17 protein-coding genes are annotated in these 17,708 nt (G+C 69.9%); 16 read left to right on the top strand and 1 reads right to left on the bottom strand.

Features of this window, described 5'->3' with window-relative positions; translation table 11 throughout:
• Nucleotides 1–3: 3 nt before the first annotated feature.
• From ACO2TI_RS10550 to ACO2TI_RS10540, 3 genes are all read left to right on the top strand, one after another.
• A complete protein-coding gene (locus tag ACO2TI_RS10550; protein WP_423284140.1) occupies nt 4–1,263 on the top strand; it encodes an efflux RND transporter periplasmic adaptor subunit in 1,260 nt (419 codons plus the stop codon).
• A gap of 76 nt (nt 1,264–1,339) precedes the next feature.
• Nucleotides 1,340–4,570 carry an efflux RND transporter permease subunit gene (locus tag ACO2TI_RS10545; protein WP_423284138.1) on the top strand — a complete coding sequence of 1,077 codons (3,231 nt, stop codon included), beginning with the start codon at nt 1,340–1,342 and terminating at the stop codon, nt 4,568–4,570.
• A 23-nt stretch (nt 4,571–4,593) separates the two neighbouring features.
• The gene (locus ACO2TI_RS10540; RefSeq protein WP_423284136.1) at nt 4,594–5,997 is read left to right on the top strand and encodes an efflux transporter outer membrane subunit; all 1,404 of its coding nucleotides are present in this window, start codon (nt 4,594–4,596) and stop codon (nt 5,995–5,997) included.
• 387 nt (nt 5,998–6,384) lie between these two features.
• On the opposite strand, the gene ACO2TI_RS10535 is transcribed toward ACO2TI_RS10540, so the two are convergent.
• The gene (locus ACO2TI_RS10535) at nt 6,385–7,521 is read right to left on the bottom strand and encodes a YeeE/YedE family protein (RefSeq protein ID WP_423284134.1); all 1,137 of its coding nucleotides are present in this window, start codon (nt 7,519–7,521) and stop codon (nt 6,385–6,387) included.
• Between the two features lie 156 nt (nt 7,522–7,677).
• Here ACO2TI_RS10535 and soxC point away from each other — a divergent pair, with 156 nt between their 5' ends.
• The 13 genes from soxC (at nt 7,678) to ACO2TI_RS10470 (ending at nt 17,651) form a co-directional block, all read left to right on the top strand.
• The gene (gene soxC, locus ACO2TI_RS10530) at nt 7,678–9,051 is read left to right on the top strand and encodes a sulfite dehydrogenase (protein ID WP_423284132.1); all 1,374 of its coding nucleotides are present in this window, start codon (nt 7,678–7,680) and stop codon (nt 9,049–9,051) included.
• Entirely contained in the window at nt 9,035–10,108 is a 1,074-nt protein-coding gene (locus ACO2TI_RS10525) for a c-type cytochrome (RefSeq protein ID WP_423284131.1), read from the top strand. Before soxC ends, ACO2TI_RS10525 begins: the two co-directional genes overlap by 17 nt.
• 65 nt (nt 10,109–10,173) lie before the next feature.
• Nucleotides 10,174–10,641 carry a thiosulfate oxidation carrier protein SoxY gene (soxY, locus tag ACO2TI_RS10520; protein WP_423284130.1) on the top strand — a complete coding sequence of 156 codons (468 nt, stop codon included), beginning with the start codon at nt 10,174–10,176 and terminating at the stop codon, nt 10,639–10,641.
• 43 nt (nt 10,642–10,684) lie between these two features.
• Entirely contained in the window at nt 10,685–10,996 is a 312-nt protein-coding gene (gene soxZ, locus ACO2TI_RS10515) for a thiosulfate oxidation carrier complex protein SoxZ (protein ID WP_423284129.1), read from the top strand.
• 62 nt (nt 10,997–11,058) lie between these two features.
• Nucleotides 11,059–11,886, top strand: coding sequence for a sulfur oxidation c-type cytochrome SoxA (gene soxA, locus ACO2TI_RS10510; RefSeq protein WP_423284127.1), 828 nt, complete (start codon nt 11,059–11,061; stop codon nt 11,884–11,886).
• 16 nt (nt 11,887–11,902) lie between these two features.
• Nucleotides 11,903–12,544 (top strand): sulfur oxidation c-type cytochrome SoxX, encoded by a 642-nt coding sequence (gene soxX / locus ACO2TI_RS10505; protein ID WP_423284126.1) that lies wholly within the window; start codon nt 11,903–11,905, stop codon nt 12,542–12,544.
• A 112-nt stretch (nt 12,545–12,656) separates the two neighbouring features.
• Nucleotides 12,657–14,396 carry a thiosulfohydrolase SoxB gene (gene soxB, locus ACO2TI_RS10500; RefSeq protein ID WP_423284124.1) on the top strand — a complete coding sequence of 580 codons (1,740 nt, stop codon included), beginning with the start codon at nt 12,657–12,659 and terminating at the stop codon, nt 14,394–14,396.
• Between the two features lie 28 nt (nt 14,397–14,424).
• Nucleotides 14,425–14,838, top strand: coding sequence for a DsrE family protein (locus tag ACO2TI_RS10495; protein ID WP_423284123.1), 414 nt, complete (start codon nt 14,425–14,427; stop codon nt 14,836–14,838).
• Between the two features lie 5 nt (nt 14,839–14,843).
• Complete coding sequence (locus ACO2TI_RS10490; RefSeq protein ID WP_423284121.1) at nt 14,844–15,341, top strand: GlcG/HbpS family heme-binding protein; 498 nt, start codon at nt 14,844–14,846, stop codon at nt 15,339–15,341.
• A gap of 4 nt (nt 15,342–15,345) precedes the next feature.
• Nucleotides 15,346–16,296 carry an MBL fold metallo-hydrolase gene (locus tag ACO2TI_RS10485; protein ID WP_423284120.1) on the top strand — a complete coding sequence of 317 codons (951 nt, stop codon included), beginning with the start codon at nt 15,346–15,348 and terminating at the stop codon, nt 16,294–16,296.
• Nucleotides 16,289–16,798 (top strand): TlpA disulfide reductase family protein, encoded by a 510-nt coding sequence (locus ACO2TI_RS10480; protein ID WP_423284119.1) that lies wholly within the window; start codon nt 16,289–16,291, stop codon nt 16,796–16,798. The genes ACO2TI_RS10485 and ACO2TI_RS10480 overlap by 8 nt, the downstream gene beginning before the upstream one ends.
• Nucleotides 16,799–16,826: 28 nt before the next feature.
• Complete coding sequence (locus ACO2TI_RS10475; RefSeq protein ID WP_423284117.1) at nt 16,827–17,174, top strand: hypothetical protein; 348 nt, start codon at nt 16,827–16,829, stop codon at nt 17,172–17,174.
• 117 nt (nt 17,175–17,291) lie between these two features.
• Complete coding sequence (locus ACO2TI_RS10470) at nt 17,292–17,651, top strand: ArsR/SmtB family transcription factor (protein ID WP_423284116.1); 360 nt, start codon at nt 17,292–17,294, stop codon at nt 17,649–17,651.
• Nucleotides 17,652–17,708 lie beyond the last annotated feature (57 nt).

Here is a 17,708-nt window from a genome sequence, read left to right as displayed (position 1 = left end):
GCCATGACGCCCGATACGCAACACCAACAGCAATCGCTCCCGCTTCGCGCCCGTCGCCGCCTGTGGGCCGCGGGCTCGGCCCTCACCGCACTGGCCGCCGTGCTCGCAGCCTTCTTCGGCCTGCATGGCAACGATGCCGAGGCCAATACCGCTGCGGCGCCGCAAGCCACGCCGGTCTCGGTGGCCGTCGTGCAGTCGGCCGACGTGGCGGCATGGGACGAGTTCTCCGGCCGGCTCGAAGCGGTCGACCGCGTCGACGTGCGCTCGCGCGTGGCCGGCGCGGTGCAGTCGGTGCACTTTCGAGAAGGCGCACTGGTCAAGTCCGGCGACCTGCTGGTGACGATCGACCCGGCGCCCTATGCCGCCGAGGTGGAGCGCGCCGAGGCGCAGGTCGTCGCCGCGCAGGCGCGCGTGGCCTACACGGCCAGCGAGCGTGACCGCGCACAGCGCCTGTGGGACGAGCGCGCGATCGCGCAGCGCGAGCTCGACGAGCGCCTGAACGCGGCGCGCGAGGCCGACGCCAACCTGCGCGCCGCCCAGGCGGCGCTGCAGTCGGCCAGGCTCAACCTCGGCTACACCCAGGTGCGCGCGCCGGTGTCGGGCCGCGTCGGCAAGATCGAGGTCACGGTCGGCAACCTGGTCGCCGCAGGCCCGGGCGCGCCGGTGCTGACGACCCTGGTGTCGGTGAACCCGATCTATGCCAGCTTCGATGCCGACGAGCAGGTCGTCGCGCGTGCGCTCGCCGATCTGAAGGCGCTCGACAAGGGCGGCGCGAGCACGCGTGCGCAGATCGAGCGCATCCCGGTGCAGATGGGCACGGCCGCGATGAACGACACGCCGCTGACCGGCAAGCTTCAACTGGTCGACAACCAGGTCGACGCCAAGAGCGGCACGATCCGCGTGCGCGCCGTGTTCGACAACGCCGACGGCTCGCTGATGCCCGGCCAGTTCGCGCGGCTGCGCATGGGCCAGCCCAAGACGGCGCAGGCGCTGCTCGTCAACGAGCGCGCGGTCGGCACCGACCAGAGCAAGAAGTTCGTGCTCGTGGTCGGCGACGACAACAAGGCCGTCTATCGCGAGGTCACCCTCGGCGCGTCGGTCAATGGCCTGCGCATCGTGAACACGGGCCTCAAGGCCAACGAGCGCATCGTCGTCAACGGACTGCAGCGCGTGCGCCCCGGCGCGCTGGTCGAGCCCAAGCCGGTCGCGATGGACGCCAAGCCCGAGATGCAGGCGCGCGGCGCCGCCGGCACGGCGTCGTGATCGCGCTGATCCGCGCTTCTTCACCCCGTCCACCCCGTTCGATCCCCCGTATCCCCGCTCAGAGGGAGGGAAACCCATGAACCTGTCGAAGTTCTTCATCGACCGGCCGATCTTCGCGGGCGTGCTGTCGCTCCTGATGTTCCTGGCCGGCCTCATTGCCCTGCGCTTCCTGCCGATCTCGGAATACCCGGAAGTCGTGCCGCCTTCGGTGGTGGTGCGCGCGCAGTACCCCGGCGCCAACCCGAAGGTGATCGCCGAGACCGTGGCGACGCCGCTCGAAGAGAGCATCAACGGCGTCGAAGGCATGCTCTACATGGGCAGCCAGGCCACGACCGACGGCCTGATGACGCTGACCGTCACCTTCAAGCTCGGCACCGACCCGGACAAGGCGCAGCAGCTGGTGCAAAACCGCGTCTCGCAGGCCGAGCCGCGCCTGCCCGAGGAGGTGCGCCGCCTGGGCATCACGACGGTCAAGAGCTCGCCCGACCTGACGATGGTCGTGCACCTGCTGTCGCCCAACGACCGCTACGACATGACCTACCTGCGCAACTACGCGGTGCTCAATGTCAAGGACCGGCTCGCGCGCATCGAAGGCGTGGGCCAGGTGCAGCTGTTCGGCTCGGGCGACTACTCGATGCGCGTCTGGCTCGACCCGCAGAAGGTCGCCGAGCGCGGCCTGTCGGCCGGTGACGTCGTGCGTGCGATCCGCGAACAGAACATCCAGGCGGCCGCCGGCGTGGTCGGCGCCTCGCCCGGCCTGCCCGGCATCGACCTGCAGCTGTCGGTCAACGCGCAAGGCCGCCTGAGGAACGAGGAAGAGTTCGGCGACATCATCGTCAAGACCGGCGCCAACGGCGAGGTCACGCGCCTGCGCGACCTCGGCCGCATCGAACTGGGCGCGTCGGAGTACGCGCTGCGCTCGCTGCTGGACAACAAGCAGGCGGTCGCGGTGCCGGTGTTCCAGGCGCCGGGCTCGAACGCGATCCAGATCTCGGACAACGTGCGCAAGACGATGGCCGAGCTGAAGAAGAACATGCCCGAAGGCGTGGACTACGAGATCGTCTACGACCCGACGCAGTTCGTGCGCGCGTCGATCGAGTCGGTGGTGCACACGCTGCTCGAAGCGGTGGCGCTGGTCGTGCTGGTCGTGATCCTCTTCCTGCAGACCTGGCGCGCGTCGATCATCCCGCTGCTGGCCGTGCCGGTGTCGGTGATCGGCACCTTTGCGGTGATGCATTTGTTCGGCTTCTCGATCAACGCGCTGAGCCTGTTCGGCCTGGTGCTGGCGATCGGCATCGTCGTCGACGACGCGATCGTCGTGGTGGAGAACGTCGAGCGCAACATCGAGGCGGGCCTGTCGCCACGCGATGCCACGTACCGCGCAATGCGCGAGGTGTCCGGCCCCATCATCGCGATCGCCCTGGTGCTGATCGCCGTGTTCGTGCCGCTGGCCTTCATCAGCGGCCTCACGGGCCAGTTCTACCGCCAGTTCGCCTTGACGATCGCGATCTCGACCGTGATCTCGGCGATCAACTCGCTGACGCTGTCGCCCGCGCTCGCCGCGCTGCTGCTCAAGGGCCACGACGCACCGAAGGACTGGCTCACGCGCGGCATGGATCGCGTGCTCGGCCGCTTCTTCGCCGGCTTCAACCGCGTCTTCAAGCGCAGCGCCGACGGCTACAGCGGCGGCGTCACGCGCGCGATCTCGCGCAAGACCGTGATGATCGGCCTGTACGTCGTGCTGCTCGCGGTGACCGGCGGCCTGTTCAAGGCCGTGCCGGGCGGCTTCGTGCCGGCGCAGGACAAGCAGTACCTGATCGGCTTCGCGCAGCTGCCCGACGGCGCGACGCTTGACCGCACCGAGGACGTGATCCGTCGCATGGGCGAGATCACGCTGAAGCAGCCTGGCGTCGAGCACGCGGTCTCGTTCCCGGGCCTGTCGATCAACGGCTTCACCAACAGCTCGAACTCCGGCATCGTGTTCGCGACGCTGGCGCCTTTCGACCAGCGCAAGGACCCGAGCCTCTCGGGCGCCGCGATCGCGCAGCAGCTGAACCAGAAGTACGCGGCGATCGAGGACGCCTTCATCGTGATGTTCCCGCCCCCGCCGGTGCAGGGCCTGGGCACGACCGGCGGCTTCAAGCTGCAGCTCGAGGACCGCGGCGGCCTCGGCTACGAGCAGATGGACCAGGCGGTCAAGGCCTTCATGGCCCGCGCCTACCAGACCCCGGAACTTGCCGGCATGTTCTCGAGCTGGCAGGTCAACGTGCCGCAGCTGTATGCCGACATCGATCGCACCAAGGCGCGCCAGCTCGGCGTCGCGGTGACCGACGTGTTCGACACGCTGCAGATCTACCTGGGTTCGCTGTACGTCAACGACTTCAACAAGTTCGGCCGCACCTACACCGTTCGCGTGCAGGCCGATGCGCCCTACCGCGCGCGTGCCGAAGACATCGGCCAGCTCAAGGTGCGCTCGGCCTCGGGCGAGATGGTGCCGCTGGCCGCGCTGATGAAGGTCGAGCACGCGGCCGGCCCGGAGCGCGCGATGCGCTACAACGGCTTCCTGTCGGCCGACATCAACGGCGGCCCGGCCCCAGGCTACAGCTCGGGCCAGGCGCAAGACGCCATCGAGCGCATCGCTGCCGAAACGCTGCCGCCGGGCATCGGCTACGAGTGGACCGAACTCACCTACCAGGAGATCCTGGCGGGCAACTCGGGCGTCTGGGTGTTCCCGCTCGCGATCCTGCTCGTGTTCCTGGTGCTTGCCGCGCAGTACGAGAGCCTGACGCTGCCGCTGTCGATCATCATGATCGTGCCGATGGGCCTGCTCGCCGCGATGACCGGCGTGTGGCTGGACCATGGCGACAACAACATCTTCACGCAGATCGGATTGATCGTGCTCGTGGGATTGAGCGCGAAGAACGCGATCCTGATCGTCGAGTTCGCGCGCGAGCTGGAGTTCGCGGGCCGCAGCCCCGTGCAGGCCGCGATCGAGGCCAGCCGCCTGCGCCTGCGACCGATCCTGATGACGTCGATGGCCTTCGTGATGGGCGTGCTGCCGCTGGTTCTGAGCACCGGTGCGGGCGCCGAGATGCGCCAAGCGATGGGCGTGGCGGTGTTCGCCGGGATGATCGGCGTGACGGCCTTCGGTCTGTTCCTGACGCCGGTGTTCTACGTGCTGCTGCGCAAGCTGACCGGCAACCGGCCGCTGAAGCTGCACGGCGAGGTGCCGCACCTGGAGGCCTTTGCGGGCAGCGGCGCGACCGCCGCCGCGCATCCGGCCGCACCGCGCTCGCAGCACGAATGAACAAGAACGAACGAGGAACCGACATGAGCAAGACGATGAAGTTCACGCTGCTGCCTTTGTTCGCCGCGCTGGTGATCGCCGGCTGCGCGACGCCGGCCGCGGTGGACCCGGCCGCCCTGCCCGCCACGCCGGCCGCCTTCAAGGAAGGCGACGGACGCTGGACCACCAGCGCGCCGGCCGAAGCGCAGCCGCGCGGCGAATGGTGGAAGGCCTTCGCCGACCCGACGCTCGATCAGCTGGTCGAGCGCGCCGCCGCCAACAACACCAGCATCGCGGTCGCGGCCGCGCGCCTGGCCCAAGCGCGCGCCGCGCTGCGCGCGACCGACGCGAACCGCACGCCGCAGGTCGGCGTGAGCGCCGGCGCGAGCCGCGGCGCCGAGGCCGGCGCAGGCGGCGTGCCGGCGACGCTGGTCAGCGTGGGCGCCAACCTGAGCTACGAGGTCGACCTGTTCGGCCGCCTGCGCGCGGCCAGCGACGCGGCCTCGCTCGACGCGCAGTCGCGCGAGGCGCTGCTGCAGAGCACGCGACTGCTGGTGCAGGCCGACGTCGCGCAGACCTACCTCGCGCTGCGCGCGATCGACGAAGAGCGCAGCCTGGTGCGCGACACCGTGCTCGCCTACCGCGACACGCTGCGCCTGACCGAGCGGCGCTTCGACGCCGGCGACGTGGCCGAACTCGACGTCGCGCGCGTGCGCACCCAGGTCGCGGCCACCGAATCCGAGGCGATCGCGCTCGATCGCCGCCGCGCCGAGCTCGAGCATGCGCTCGCGGTGCTGGTCGGCGAGCCGGCATCGAACTTCGGTCTCGGCGCGGGCGAATGGACCACCGCGCTGCCGGTGATTCCGGCCGGCGTGCCGAGCACGGTGCTGGCGCGGCGCCCCGACGTCTCCGCCGCGCAGCGCTCGATGCAGGCGGCGCAGGCGCGCGTCGGCGTCGCGCGCACCGCGTGGCTGCCAAGCCTGTCGCTCACCGCGGCGGGCGGCCATGCATCGCCGGAGCTGGGCGACCTGTTCAACTGGTCGGCACGCACCTGGGGCCTCGGCGCGCTGCTGTCGCTGCCGATCTTCGACGGCGGCCGGCGCGAGGCCGGCGTGCAAAGCGCCAATGCCGAGCTCGACGCGGCGGTCGCAAGCTATCGCGAGCAGGTGCTGGTGGCCTTCCGAGATGTCGAGGACCAGCTCTCGGCGCTGCGCCTGCTCGCCGAACAGTCCGACGCGCAGTCGCGCGCCGTGGCCTCGGCCGCGCGCGCGACGACGCTGTCGACCTCGCGCTACCGCAACGGCCTGGTGAGCCAGCTCGACCTGCTCGACGCGCAGCGCAGCGAGCTCGCTAACCGCCGCCAGGCACTGCAGGTCAAGGCCGCACAGTACCAGGCGACCGTGGGGCTGGTGCGTGCGCTGGGTGGCAGCTGGGAAGCGAAGAGCTGAGGATTCTGGGTTGCTTGGCTTGGGCGCGGGATGGCAAAGGCGCGGGCGCTCAGGCGGCTTCGCTTCGGTGCTTGCCCTCGCTGCGCGAGGGTGCCCTGCGTGCCCTGGCGCTTGCAAGCGCCAGGGCGTTCGCCAGGCACAGAACAGTCCTCAAGGACTGTTCTGTGTCCGGGCTCACTGCATCGGCTGCGCACAGGCGCTACGCCGCCTGAACGCCCGCGCCTTTGCAGGCAGCGTCGTGCTTGTTCGCAGAGAAACCCCGCACCAGCCCTCTTCGATACAGCACGGCGTCGACCGCCACGGCATGAGCCCCCGCCGGGGACCGCCTGCCGCGACCACGCGGCCCCGCATGAGCGGCTACGCGCAATCGCCGCGAATGCAGATCGGCTAAGCCGCCGCCAGCTTCGGCGCCACCCGTTGCGCGCGACGCATCTGCGCGCGCAGGGCCAGCAGTGCGCCACCGACGATGCCCGCCACCGCCAGCATCGCGCCGACCGACAGCAGTGCGAGTCCCGTCACGCCATTGCCCACCGAGCAACCCAGCGCCGTGACGCCGCCCACACCCATCAGCAGACCGCCGACCAGGTGGTCGCGCAGCTCGGCGGCGTTGGCAAAGGACTCGAGCTTGACCTCGCCGCGCAGCCGCGCCGAGACATGGCTGCCGATCAGCACGCCCAGCGCCATCGTCACGCCGAATGTGGCGACCGTGTTCTTGTCGGACCAGTAGGTCAACAGGTCCGCGGCGCTCGCCAGCGGCGCGGTGAAGCTCAGCGCCTCCGGGCGGCGCGAGGCGGTGCCCATCCAGGCGGCTTCGAGCGTCTCGGGGTGCTCGGGCAAGTAGCCGATCTGGCCGGTGAGCCACCAGGCGGCGGGCACCAGCAGGCCGATCGCGATGCTGGCGCCCCATTGCACCGGCTCCATCTGCGCGCGCTGTCGCCATAGCCAGATTGCCGCGACCACGACGAACAGCAGCACCGCCGCGCCGCGCAGCGTGCCGGTGCCCAGGCCGGACCAGCCCGCGAGGATGCTGCCGAGATCCTGCGGCCCGGCGAGCTGCACGCCCAAGGTGTCTACGGTCTTCGTGCGCGCCTCGGCAAACACGCCGCGCAGCGTCATCTGCGCGCCGAGCGCGGCAACCAGCAGCGTGACGATCGCACGCAGGTTGCCCGTGCCGGCCTTCACGAGGCTGCGCTGCGGGCACCCCGCCGCCAGCACCATGCCGTAGCCGAACATCAAGCCGCCCACGAGCGTCGAGGCCCACAGCAGCCGCGGCGATGCGGCAACGGCGCGTTCGGGCGCAAAGACCTGCGCGGCGATCAGCGCCTGAGTGCCGGCCAGTGCCACCGCGACCACCAGCACCCACGAGAGCATGCGGCCCTTGCCTCCGAACAGGTACCAGTCGGCGATCGCGCCACGGATGCAAAAACGCGAGGCCTGGCCGGCCGCGCCGAGCGCCAGGCCGAGCGCGAGGCCGCCCCAAACGACGGCCTGCGTCGCGGACTCGGGGCTCAGGGGAAGGTTCATGGTGCGCGGCGATGGAGTTCGATCGGAGGCGAAATTGTGCCTTCCGCGGCTGCGCCGGCCGCCATGCCTCGCCCCCGATTCGGTTTCGGTGCAAACCCTCAATATCCTTTCATTCGAACTTACTTATATTTCAGCGGCACCGACCAAGGACGCCGCATGCCCAGCGACACGCCACCTTCCGGGCGCCTGATCAAGGCGCCCGAGAACTTTCTCGACGCCGAAGGCGTCCGCACCGTCTTCCGCGAAGGCAAGCAAGGCCGGCGCGACTTCATCCGCCGCGCGTTCGCGGCCGCCGCCGCCGGCGCCGCCGCGCCCATGGCCACCGCGACCTCCAATCCCGTCTCGGGCGACGGCGACCCCAACATCCTCGAGCTGCCCGAGCACAGCCGCGGGCTCGGCCGCCCGGTCGTCTCCGACGGCTACGGCAAACCCTCGAAGTACGAGGCCAACGTGCAGCGCCGCAACAGCCCGGGCCTGACGCAGACCAGCCAGGCCTCGGTGTCGTTCGCGCCGCTGCAGTCGCTGTTCGGCATCGTCACGCCCAGCGGCCTGCACTTCGAGCGCCATCACCAGGGCTGGTGGGACATCGACCCCTCCAAGCACCGCCTGATGGTCAACGGCAGCGACGAGAAGATGCTCAAGCGGCCGATGGTCTTCACGCTCGACGAGCTGATGCGCCTGCCCTCGGTCTCGCGCTTTCACTTCATCGAGTGCGGCGCCAACACCGGCATGGAATGGGGCAACGTCGCGGTGCCGACCTGCCAGTACAGCCACGGCATGCTGTCTTGCAGCGAGTTCACCGGCGTGCCGCTCAAGACCTTGCTCGACCTGTGCGGCGCCGACTGGTCGCGCGGCAGGTTCGTGCTGGCCGAAGGCGCCGACGGCGCCTCGATGACGCGCACCATCCCGCGCTCGCTGATCGACAGCGGCGAGGTGCTCGTCGCCTACGGCCAGAACGGCGAGATGCTGCGCCCCGAGCAGGGCTACCCGCTGCGCCTGGTCGTGCCGGGCGTGCAGGGCGTGAGCTGGGTCAAGTACCTGCGCCGCATCGAGCTCGGCGACGCGCCCTACGGCACCAAGGACGAGACGCTGCACTACGTCGACCTGGTGCCCGGCGGCCTGCACCGGCAGTACACGTCGATCCAGGAGGTCAAGAGCGTGGTCACCACGCCCTCGGGCGGCCAGGTGCTGCTCGACCGCGGCTTCTACAACGTCTCGGGCCTGGCGTGGTCGGGCCGCGGACGCATCACCAAGGTCGACGTGTCGGTCGACGGCGGTCGCAACTGGCGCCCTGCCCGGCTGGAATCGCCGGTGATGTCGAAATGCCTCACGCGCTTCAACCTGGACTGGGTCTGGGACGGCAAGCCGGCGCTGGTGCAAAGCCGCGCGACCGACGAGACCGGCCACGTGCAGCCCACCTATGCACAGCTGCGCGCGGTGCGCGGCTCGCGCTCGATCTATCACAACAACGCGGTCCAGACCTGGCTCGTGCAAGAAGGCGGTGAGGTGAAGAATGTCCAGCTGGCCTAAGGCGCTCGTCGCGGCGGTGGCTGCCTTCGGCTGCGCATGGGCGGCGGCGCAAGGCGGCGGCTTTCCCGGCATCGGTCGCGCCGCCACACCCAAGGAGCTGGCGGCCTGGGACATCGACGTGCGGCCCGACTTCAAGGGCCTGCCGCCGGGATCGGGTTCGGTGGAGCGCGGCCAGGAGGTCTGGGAGGCCAAGTGCGCCTCGTGCCACGGCGTGTTCGGCGAATCGGGCGAGGTGTTCAACCCGCTGGTCGGCGGCACGACGAAGGCCGACGTCGAGCGCGGCCGCGTCGCGCGGCTGACCGACCCCGGCTATCCCGGCCGCACCTCGATGATGAAGCTGTCGCAGGTTTCCTCGCTGTGGGACTACATCCACCGCGCAATGCCCTGGAACAACCCCAAGTCGCTCAGCGCCGACGAGGTCTACGCGACCACCGCCTACCTGCTGCACCTGGGCGAGGTGCTGCCGGCGGATTTCGTGCTCAGCGACAGGAACATCGCCGAGGTGCAAAAGCGCCTGCCCAACCGCGACGGCATGACGACGAAGCACGGCCTGTGGCCGGGCAAGGAGCTGGGCGGCACCGGCAAGCCGGACGTGCAGGGTTCGTCGTGCATGAAGGACTGCAGCGCCGAGCCCAGGCTGGCGTCCTTCCTGCCCGATTTCGCGCGCGACGCGCACGGCAACCTGGCCGAGCAGAACCGTGCGGTCGGCGCCCAGCGCGGCGCCGACACGCGGCGCGCGGGCGATCCCCCCGCGCCTGCGCCGGCACCCGCGGCGACGAAGGCCGATACCACGGAGGCGGCGGCTTCGCTGGCGCTGCTGGGCAAGCACAATTGCACCGCCTGCCACGCCGTCGACGGCAAGCTGGTCGGGCCCGCGCTTCGTGACGTCGCGAAGAAGCACGCGGGCCGCCCCGATGCCGTCGACTACCTCGCCGGAAAGATCCGCTCCGGCGGCAGCGGCACCTGGGGCGCGATCCCGATGCCGGCGCAAACCCTGCCCGAGGCCGACGCGCGCGCCATCGCGCGCTGGCTGGCCGCGGGCGCCCCGCAACGCTAGGGATCGCCCCGAAGCCCGACCGACATCGAAGCATTAGCATCGACTGAACTAAGGAGACCCGTTCGATGAACACCCGTCGTGAAGTGCTCAAGCGCAGCACCGCCGTCGCCGGCCTGCTGGCTGCCGCGGGCTTGCTGCCCCAGCTGGCACGCGCCCAGGCGGCCGGCTACAACGCCGCCGCGTTCGAGACCAAGTCGATGGCCGACCTGATGAAGGCGCTCGGCGCCTCGGCGCCGACCGAAAGCAAGGAAGTGACGATCACCGGCCCCGACATCGCCGAGAACGGCGCCGTCGTGCCGCTGGGCGCGGCCACCACCGCCGCGGGCGCCAAGCGCCTGCTGATCCTGGTCGAGAAGAACCCGAACATCATGACCTCGATGTTCGAGCTGACCGACGCGGTCGAGCCCACGATCTCCACGCGCGTGAAGATGGGCCAGTCGTCGAACGTGTATGCCGTGGCGATGATGGGCGACGGGCGGGTCCTCTACGCCCAGAAGGAAGTCAAGGTGACCTTGGGCGGTTGCGGCGGCTGACCGTGCGCGTCCCGCCGTCTGAACAGATTTGATTGGAGCAAGCATGGCAGACCCGATGCGCATCCGCGCCCAAGCCTCCGGCGGCAACGCCGTCGTCCGCGTCCTGATGGCCCACGAGATGGAAACCGGCCAGCGCAAGGACTCCTCCGGCAAGACCATCCCCGCCTGGTACATCCAGCAGGTCACCGCCAAGCACAACGACAAGACCGTGATGACCGCGCAGTGGGGCCCGGCGGTCGCGAAGAACCCGTTCCTGCAGTTCACCGTCAAGGGTGCCAAGGCCGGCGACAAGATCGCGATCAGCTGGGTCGACAACCGCGGCGACACGCGCACCGACGAAGCCACCGTGTCCTGAGGACCTCGTCGCCCAGGCAGAGAACGACCAGATAACGACAACACCCCAGGAGACTCCCCCGCATGAAAGCTTCGATGGCAGGCGCGGCGCTCGCCGCGCTGGCGCTCGCCGCCGCAGGCGCCGCATGGTCTCAGGCCAACGGCAAGGAATCGGCCAAGAGCACGGCCGACGGTATCGCCGAGTACCGCAAGATGCTCGAGGACGGCAATCCCGCCGAGCTGTTCGAAGCCAAGGGCGAGGCCCTGTGGAAGCAAAAGCGCGGCCCGAAGAACGCCTCGCTCGAGCAGTGCGACCTCGGCAAGGGCCCCGGCGTGGTCAAGGGCGCCTTCGTCGAACTGCCGCGCTACTTCGCCGACACCAAGCGCGTGCAGGACATGGAGTCGCGCCTGTTGACCTGCATGGAGACGCTGCAGGGCCTGAACGCCGCCGAGATCGCAAAGACGCCGTTCGGCCGCGGCGAGCAGGCCAACATGGAGGCGCTGGCCGCCTACATCTCGGCCGAGTCGCGCGGCATGAAGATGAACCTGCCGCAGTCGCACCGCGAAGAGAAGGTGATGTACGAGCTCGGCAAGCGCGCCTTCTACTTCCGCGGCGGGCCGATGGACTTCTCCTGCGCCTCGTGCCACGGCGAGGCCGGCAAGCGCGTTCGCCTGCAGGACCTGCCCGACCTCACGCACAACCCGGGCAACGGCATCGGCTTCGCGGCCTGGCCGGCCTACCGCGTCTCCAGCGGCGAGCTGTGGACCATGCAGCGCCGCCTCAACGACTGCTTCCGCCAGCAGCGCTTCCCCTACCCCGGCTTCGGCTCCGACGTGACGACCGCGCTGGGCGTCTACATGGGCGTGAACGCCAAGGGCGCGGAGTCGATCGCGCCGTCGATCAAGCGCTGAGGCACGGAGGCCGACGATGAAGAAGACCACCCTCACCCTCGCGGCGATCGCGGTGCTGGCCGCCGGCTGCGCGGCGCTGTCGCCGATGCCCTCGTCGCAGGAACTCGATGGCGCGGCTCAGGCGATGATGAAAGCCTCGTTCCGCGAGCAAGGCATTGCCAAGCTCGACCGCATCGAGCAAGACCTCGGCCAGAAGGCCTGTTCCTCGCCGATCCCCCCGGCGCCGGCCGTCGCCAACCAGATCGAGACCGCTGCGCTCGCCAGCGTGAAGTGGCCCGCCGACGGCCGCTACCTCGGCGACTGGAAGGAAGGCGAGAAGCTGGCCCAGAACGGCCGCGGCATGACCTGGACCGACGCCGCCGGCAGCGCCAACGGCGGCAGCTGCTACAACTGCCATCAGATCGGCAAGGCCGAGCTGTCGTTCGGCACCATCGGGCCCAGCCTGTACCAATACGGCAAGCTGCGCGGCGTGGCCGACCCGGCCAACCCGGCGAGCGAGGCGATCGTCAAGTACACCTGGGCCAAGCTGTGGAACAGCAAGGCGTATTCGGCCTGCTCCAACATGCCGCGCTTCGGCCATGCCGGGCTGCTGACCGAGGACCAGATCCGCAATGTGATGGCCTTGCTGCTCGACCCGAAGTCGCCGGTCAACCAGTAGCCCGCCTGCCCCCGGCGCGAGCCCTCTCGTAGCGTTAACAGGCCCTAGCCCGCCCGAGCATCCGATGCGACGGCGGGTTTCTCGCCCTCAATATATAAGCAACCACTGAATCATGAGCAGCAGCGGCCACATCAGCAAGCGCGAGTTCCTGCAGGTTCTGTCCGCCGCGTCGGCCGCGGGCCTGGGCCTTTCGCGCCACGCCGAGGCCGATGCGGCCAGCGCCGCGCAGGGCCTGTACGACCTGCCGCGCTTCGGCAACGTCTCGCTGCTGCACATGACCGACTGCCATGCGCAGCTGCTGCCGCTGCGCTTTCGCGAGCCGAGCGTGAACCTCGGTGTCGGCGCGATGAGCGGCCAGCCGCCGCACCTCGTCGGCGAGGCGCTGCTCAGGCAAGCCGGCGTGCGGCCGGGCACGCCGCTCGCGCATGCCTACACCTTCCTCGACTTCGAGACCGCCTCGCGGCGCTACGGCCGGGTCGGCGGCTTCGCGCACCTCACCACCCTGGTCAAGCGGCTCAAGGCCTCGCGACCCGGCGCGCTGCTGCTCGACGGCGGCGACACCTGGCAGGGCTCGGCCACCTCGCTGTGGACGAAGGGCCAGGACATGGTCGACGCGTGCAAGCTGCTGGGCGTCGACGTGATGACCGGCCACTGGGAGTTCACCTATGGCCAGGAGCGCGTGCAGCAACTGGTCGACGGCGACCTCAAGGGCCGCATCGAGTTCGTCGCGCAGAACGTCAAGACCGCCGACTTCGGCGATCCGGTGTTCAAGCCCTATGTGATCCGGGAGGTCAACGGCGTGCCGGTCGCCATCGTCGGCCAGGCCTTCCCCTACACGCCGATCGCCAACCCGCGCTACATGGTGGCCGACTGGAGCTTCGGCATCCAGGACGACCGCCTGCAGCAGATGGTCGACGAGGCGCGTGCCAAGGGCGCGCAGGCGGTCGTCGTGCTGTCGCACAACGGCATGGACGTCGACCTCAAGATGGCCTCGCGCGTGCGCGGCATCGACGCCATCCTCGGCGGCCACACGCACGACGGCGTGCCGCAGCCGGTGATCGTGCGCAATGCCGGCGGGCAGACGCTCGTCACCAACGCCGGATCGAACGGCAAGTTCCTCGGCGTGCTCGACTTCGACGTGAAGGACGGCAAGGTCGCCGGCTATCGCTACAAGCTGCTGCCGGTGTTCGCCAACCAGCTGCCGGCCGATCCCGAGATGCAGGCGCTGATCGAGCGCATCCGCGCGCCCTACCAGGACAATCTCGCGGAAAAGCTCGCGGTGACCGACGGCCTGCTCTACCGCCGCGGCAACTTCAACGGCAGCTGGGACCAGCTGCTGTGCGACGCGCTGATCGAGGCGCAAGGCGCGCAGATCGCGTTCTCGCCGGGCTTTCGCTGGGGCACCAGCCTCTTGCCCGGCGACGTGATCACGCGCGAGCTGATGATGGACCAGCTCGCCACCACCTATTCCTACGCCACCGTCACCGAGATGACCGGCGAGACGATCAAGACCGTGCTCGAGGACGTGGCCGACAACCTCTTCAACCCCGACCCCTACTACCAGCAAGGCGGCGACATGGTGCGCGTGGGCGGCCTGAGCTACGCGATCGCGCCCGGCGAAGCCATGGGCAAGCGCATCCAGGACATGCGCCTGGGCGGCGTGCCGATCGAGGCCGGCAAGCGCTACAAGGTCGCCGGATGGGCACCGGTGGCCGAGGAGGCCAAGGCGGCCGGCAATCCGATGGTCTGGGACGTGGTCGAATCCTGGCTCAAGGCCAAGGGCCGCGTCACGCCGCGCCGGCTCAACACGCCGCGGCTGATCGGCGTCGCCGGCAACCCCGGCGTGGCCTGAACGTCGAAACACCCTCGAGGAGAACGCGATGACCTTGCGCCGCTGCTTTGCCGCCGCCTTGCTCTGCCTCGCCGCCGCCAGCGCCTGGGCGCAGGACAAGGTGGCCTATCACGTCAACGACGCCAAGACGCAGGCGCTGGGCACGCTGCGCAACATCCGCAACCACCTCGACACGGATCCGACGGCGCAGATCCTGGTCGTCACGCACGCCAACGGCGTCGACTTCCTGATGGAAGGCGCCAAGGATCCCAACGGCGGCGACTACGCGGCCATCGTTGCCGCGCTGGTCGCGCGCGGCGTGAAGTTCGAGGTCTGCGAGATCACGCTGAAGAACCGCAACCTCAAGCGCGAGCAGTTCATCCAGGAAGCCGAGTTCACGCCCTCGGGCGTGGTGCGCCTGACCAAGCTGCAGCTGCAAGGCTGGGCCTACCTGAAGCCCTGAACATCATGAAGCCCACCTGCCTTGCCGCGGCCGCCGTGGCGCTCGCCTGCGTCGGCGGCGCGCAGGCCGCCGACGCCACGTTCGCGACGCGCTCGCTGACGCCCGAGACGGCGCTCGCGGCCGCGCAGGCGGCGCTCGCCCACTGCCGCCAGGCCGGCTACCAGGTCGCCGTGGCGGTCAGCGACCGCGCCGGCCTGACCCAGGTGCTGCTGCGCGACCGCTTCGCCGGCGCGCACACGATCGACGCGGCCACGCGCAAGGCCTGGACGGCCGCGAGCTTTCGCATCGCGACCGCGGCGCTGGCGCGCGAAACCCAGGCCGGCAAGGAGATGAGCGGCCTGCGCAGCCTGCCGCAGGTAATGGCGGCCGGCGGCGGGCTGCCGATCGAGGCCGCCGGCTCGACGCTCGGCGCGATCGGCGTCTCGGGCGCACCCGGTGGCGAGGCCGACGATGCCTGTGCCGCCGCGGGCATCAAGGCCATTGCCGACGCGCTGGAGTTCTAGCGCCATGCGGCGCCGCTCGTTCGGCGTTCTCTGCGCGGCGATGTGCTGCGGCGTCGCGTCGGCTCAGCCGCTTGCGGGCGCCACGGTCGAGATGCGCGTCGAGCAGGTCGGCCCGCACAGCTACTTCGTGCAAGGCCAGAGCGCGCAAGGCTCGGCCGAGAACCAGAACTTCATCTCCAACGCCGGCTTCGTGGTCACCGAGGACTCGGTGGTCGTGATCGACGCGCTCGGCTCGCCGCCGCTGGCCGAAAGGCTGCTCGGCGAGATCCGCCGCATCACGCCCAAGCCGGTGAGCCATGTGCTGCTCACGCACTACCACGCCGACCACATCTACGGCCTGCAGGTCTTCAAGGCGGCGGGCGCGCAGATCATCGCGCAGCGTCACGGCCAGGATTACCTCGTCTCCGAGACCGCGCAGCGCCGCCTCGAGGCAAGTCGCCAGGACCTCTTTCCCTGGATCGACGAGCACACGCGCCTGGTTCCCGCCGACCGCTGGCTCGACGGCGACGCGGCACTTCGCATCGGCGGCACCGAGTTCCGCCTGCGCGCGGTCGGCCCGGCCCACACGCCCGAGGACATGGTGGTCCTCGTGCCCGGCGAGCGCGTGCTGTTCGCCGGCGACCTGGTGTTTCGCGGCCGCATCCCCTTCGTCGGCCAGGCCGACAGCCGGCACTGGATCGCGGCGCTCGATCAGCTGCTCGGCTTCGATGCGCGCGTGATGGTGCCCGGCCACGGCCCGGCCTCGCAGCAGCCGGTCGAGGACATCCGTCTCACGCGCGACTACCTGCAGCACCTGCGGCGTACGATGGGAGAAGCGGCGCGCAATCTCGAGCCGTTTGACGAAGCCTACGCCCGCACCGATTGGTCGCGCTTCGAGATGCTGCCGCTGTTTGCCGCCGCCAACCGCATGAACGCCTACAACACCTATTTGCTGATGGAGCACGAGCGTGACTGAGCCGCGCGGCATCCTCCCCAGACGCACTTTGCTGGCGCTGCTGGCCGCCGGCGCGCTGCGGCCGACGGGAGCCGCGACGCCGGCTCCGGCGATCCGCTGGCCCTCGATCGAGCTGCTCGACGGCCGCACGCTCGCCGCCGCCGACTGGGCCGACACCGGCGCCATCGTCGTGTTCTTCTCGACCACCTGCCCCTACTGCAAGCGCCACAACGTGCACGTGGAGAAGCTGCACCGTGCCGTCGGCGCGCGCCGGCTGCGCGTGCTGGGCATCTCGGTGGACCGCGACGCGGCCGGCGTGCGCCGCTACATGGCGGCCAACGACTACCATTTCCCCGTCGCGATGAACCAGGGCCGCCTGCGCGCGCTGTTCACGACGCGCGAGGTGGTGCCGATGACCTGCGTCGTCGACCGCGCGGGCCGGCTGCTGCAATGCCTGCCCGGCGAGATGTTCGAGGAAGACGTGATGGAGCTGGCCCAGCTGGCCGAGCGGCCACTGGCCTGAATCCAGGGCACAACACCGGAGGAAGCGCATGACCCGTACGCATCGATGCCTCGCTGCTGTTGCCGCGCTCGCTGTCGCCGTCACCGCGGCCGCCGCGACGCCGGTCCAGCCCGACGCCGGCCCCGAGCTCTTTCGCGGGGCCGACGTCGAACTCGGCGCCAAGCTGATCCGCGAGAACAAGTGCACCCAGTGCCACGCGCAGCGCGTGGGCGGCGACGGCTCCGCGATCTACCGGCCCGAAGGCCGCATCAACTCGCCAGCCAAGCTGCGCGGCATGGTCGAGTACTGCAGCACCGAGCTGAAGCTGAGCCTCTTCCCCGAGGAGGTGACCGCGATCGCCGCGGCGCTCAACCGCGACCACTATCACTTCAAGTGAGGCCTGTTAGGGCCTAGGACAGGACCGCCGCATTCGCTTCATGCGTGTTTGCGCATCTAGCGCTGCAGGCCGGCTTGCCGCTACGATGCAGCCGACGCCATCCCAGGGAGCCACACCGTGAGCAGCGACGCCGAATCGGACCGCGTCTTCGCGAGCGCGGCAGAGCTGTTCGCGATCCTCTCCACGCCGATCCGGCTCAAGCTGATCAGCGCGCTGTGCAACAGCGAGAAGAACGTCTCGCAGCTGCTGTCCGAGATCGACGCGACGCAGCCCAACATGTCGCAGCACCTGGCCACGCTGTACCGCGCCGGCATCCTTGGCAAGCGCCGCGAGGGCACCCAGATCTTCTACCGCCTGCAAAGCGAGCGCGCGGCGATGCTGTGCCGCGCCGTGTGCACGCAGATCGCGACCGAGATCGACGGCGACAGCGAGTTGCCCGCCTCCGAGCGCCTGCTGCCGGCCTTGCGCCCGAACTGAGGCTCAAAACATGGGCCGCCGCCGCGCTGCGCACGCGGCTTGCCCGCGGCCATCAGG

The organism is Caldimonas sp. KR1-144 (assembly GCF_049446155.1).
Lineage (GTDB): Bacteria > Pseudomonadota > Gammaproteobacteria > Burkholderiales > Burkholderiaceae_C > Rivibacter.
The sequence above is the reverse complement of the archived record's forward strand: the minus strand, read 5'-3'. Positions and strand labels throughout refer to the sequence as shown.